Origin of the sequence: Aurantimonas sp. C2-5-R2 (assembly GCF_036549495.1) — a bacterium.
Taxonomy (GTDB): Bacteria; Pseudomonadota; Alphaproteobacteria; order Rhizobiales; family Rhizobiaceae; genus Aurantimonas; species Aurantimonas coralicida_A.
Genome location: NZ_JAZHLJ010000186.1, coordinates 1 through 2,495, shown reverse-complemented (window position 1 = coordinate 2,495; position 2,495 = coordinate 1). Strand labels below are relative to the sequence as shown.

At 63.8% G+C, this 2,495-nt stretch carries 2 protein-coding genes and 2 pseudogenes; 2 read left to right on the top strand and 2 right to left on the bottom strand.

From position 1 onward, the window contains the following. Together VQ044_RS24710 and VQ044_RS24705 are read right to left on the bottom strand one after the other, a co-directional pair. A partial coding sequence (locus VQ044_RS24710) for a cation-transporting P-type ATPase (RefSeq protein WP_331827864.1) occupies window positions 1-192 on the bottom strand: 192 nt, incomplete at its 3' end. Between the two features lie 437 nt (window positions 193-629). Beyond that, window positions 630-959 (bottom strand): rhodanese-like domain-containing protein, encoded by a 330-nt coding sequence (locus tag VQ044_RS24705; RefSeq protein ID WP_331827865.1) that lies wholly within the window; start codon window positions 957-959, stop codon window positions 630-632. A 403-nt stretch (window positions 960-1,362) separates the two neighbouring features. Here VQ044_RS24705 and VQ044_RS25970 point away from each other — a divergent pair. Then, window positions 1,363-1,761, top strand: a pseudogene (locus VQ044_RS25970) (MobA/MobL family protein); the annotation flags it as partial. 115 nt (window positions 1,762-1,876) lie between these two features. Continuing rightward, a pseudogene (locus VQ044_RS24695) lies at window positions 1,877-2,495 on the top strand (AAA family ATPase); the annotation flags it as partial.

Genomic DNA, 2,495 nt, shown 5'->3' with positions numbered 1-2,495 from the left:
ATTGGGACCGAACTGGCCCAGCCGCACCGCCGCCTCAGCCGCCGAAAGCCCCTCAGATCGTGCGGCGGCCTGCTCCAGCGCCGCCGCCGGGTCGAGCGCATGCCAGACGACGTCCTCGTCGCCGAATGCTTTGCCCTTCAGCTTGGCCGCGTTATCCCGCTGTTGCCGGTGAGGGGGCTCACGATTCTCCATTCTCGGTCGCTCCGGATGCTTGTCGGCTTGGCTGAGGCCACGTTCGCTATTGAAGCGATACCACGGCCGATGCTGCTGGCCAGCGTCTCATGAGACTTCCCGAGACGGGGACGGTATCATTGCGGCACGCGACCGGCGCCGCGTGCACGGCATGCCGGTCAGGATATCGACGTTTCGGCGTCAAAGTCTCGCTGATGTTGCCTGATCGGCCGATCGCCAGCGATCGAATGAGGTATCTCGGTGTCAATGTCGACACCCAGGAAATCTGCGAGGATGGGCTTTGCAGGCTACTGTGCAAGGCCGACCTCGCGCTCCGCCAACCGCGTCGCCGCGTCCGGCCGGTGCGCGCGGTGAATCTTTGGCGGCGTCCGGGTCACATAGACGTATCTGGAACCGCCACGGAGAATGGGAGAGCAGCGTCGCCCTTCTTCCCGACGCTAGTCGCCCTGGCTGGTCACCGTAAGGCCGAGAACTCGCCAGCTCTGCATGCCACCGCGATAGTAAAAAATGCGCTCCGCTGGATAGCCGGCGGCGATCATAGCGCGAATAGCGGTTGGCGACTGGCCGCACCACAGCCCGTTGCAGAACAACGCGACGCTCTCGGCATTCGCGCAGTCCCAGCCGTCGAAATCCGGCTCGCAACCAAGTTCGGTCAGCCTGTCGCCCACTTGCGTGTAGGGCAGGCTGATCGCGCCCGGAATCGATCCACCCAGGAACCAATCGATCGTCCGGCTGTCGACGACGATCGCGTCCGGGTCCATGAGCATTTCGATCAATTCAAGCTCCCCGATTGTTGTCACCCCTTCCGCCGGTGCAATCGGCTGTATGCAAAATGGCGGACAGGCGCGCGACGTCTTCGCGAATTCGCCCGTGATTTCGTGGTCCTGATCCTGGATTCGGCGGATTTCGACCGGGCCGTCCTCGGTGTCAACGGTCACGCTTGGCATGTCGCGCGCGATCCCGACCGTCAGCTCCTCCGCGGCGCCCGTTCCGGCAAGCGCCGCCAGCGCGACTCCGGCAGCGACGAAACTCGCAGTAATATGTCTCACCATGTGTTCCTCCCTTGAACGCCAAACAGATAGCAGGGTTTGCATATGATGTGGAGGTTGGCTGAGTAGCTGGCGGATCGGAAACGGGTGAGGTGTCGATGGAGCAATCGTCGTTGTTGACAAACTCGCCCGCGACTTCGCGCAATCGGAATTCGTCGATCAGGGCATGATCGCCGACCTCAATGTGCATTGGGACATCGGCGAGGACGGAATGCCCAAGCCCCATGCCCATGTCATGCTCACCATGCGCCAGATTGAGGTAAATGGGGACGAGAACGGCTTTGGCCGGAAGGTCCGCGACTGGAATGCTACCCAGATGGTGGAGCGCTGGCGGGAGCGTTGGGCGGAACTCGCCAATGAACGGTTGGCCGAACTCGATATCGACGCGCGCATCGATCATCGCAGCCTTGAAGCACAGGGCATCGGGCTTGAGCCGCAAAGCCAGATCGGCGCACCCGCGCAGCGCATCGAGACACATCGTGTCGAGACACGTAGTGTCAAAGGCGAAGGGATCGAGGCGGCCGCCACCGTTGCGGATCGGGCCGAGATGCACCGGCAGATCGCCCGCGACAATGGCCAACGCATCATCGCCGATCCGTCCCTCGCATTGGATGCGATCACGCNCCGCCACCGTTGCGGATCGGGCCGAGATGCACCGGCAGATCGCCCGCGACAATGGCCAACGCATCATCGCCGATCCGTCCCTCGCATTGGATGCGATCACGCATCAGCAATCGACCTTCACGCGGCGCGAGATGGCGCGGTTCGCGCATCGGCACAGCGACGGCATCGACCAGTTCAATGCGGTGACACAGGCCATAGGAACCGCGCCCGATCTGGTCGAACTGGGACGGGACCGACGCGGCGAGGACCGGTTCACCACCCGCGACATGATCGAAGCCGAACAGCGCCTGCACCGGGCCGCCGAACTCATGGCCGGGGCCGAACGCCACGAGGTCGATGACAGGTACAGAGTGGCGGCACTGGCGCATGCCGAACAGCGCGGCCTTGTCCTCTCCGACGAACAGGCCGATGCGCTGGCCCATGTCACGGACGGGCGCGATCTCGGTATCGTTATCGGCTATGCCGGAACGGGAAAGAGCGCGATGCTGGGCGTGGCGCGGGAAGCCTGGGAGGCATCGGGCTATGACGTTCGCGGCATCGCTCTGTCCGGCATCGCGGCGGAAGCCCTCCAGAGCGGATCAGGCATCGCATCGCGCACCATCGCCAGCATGGAACATGGCTGGCGGAACG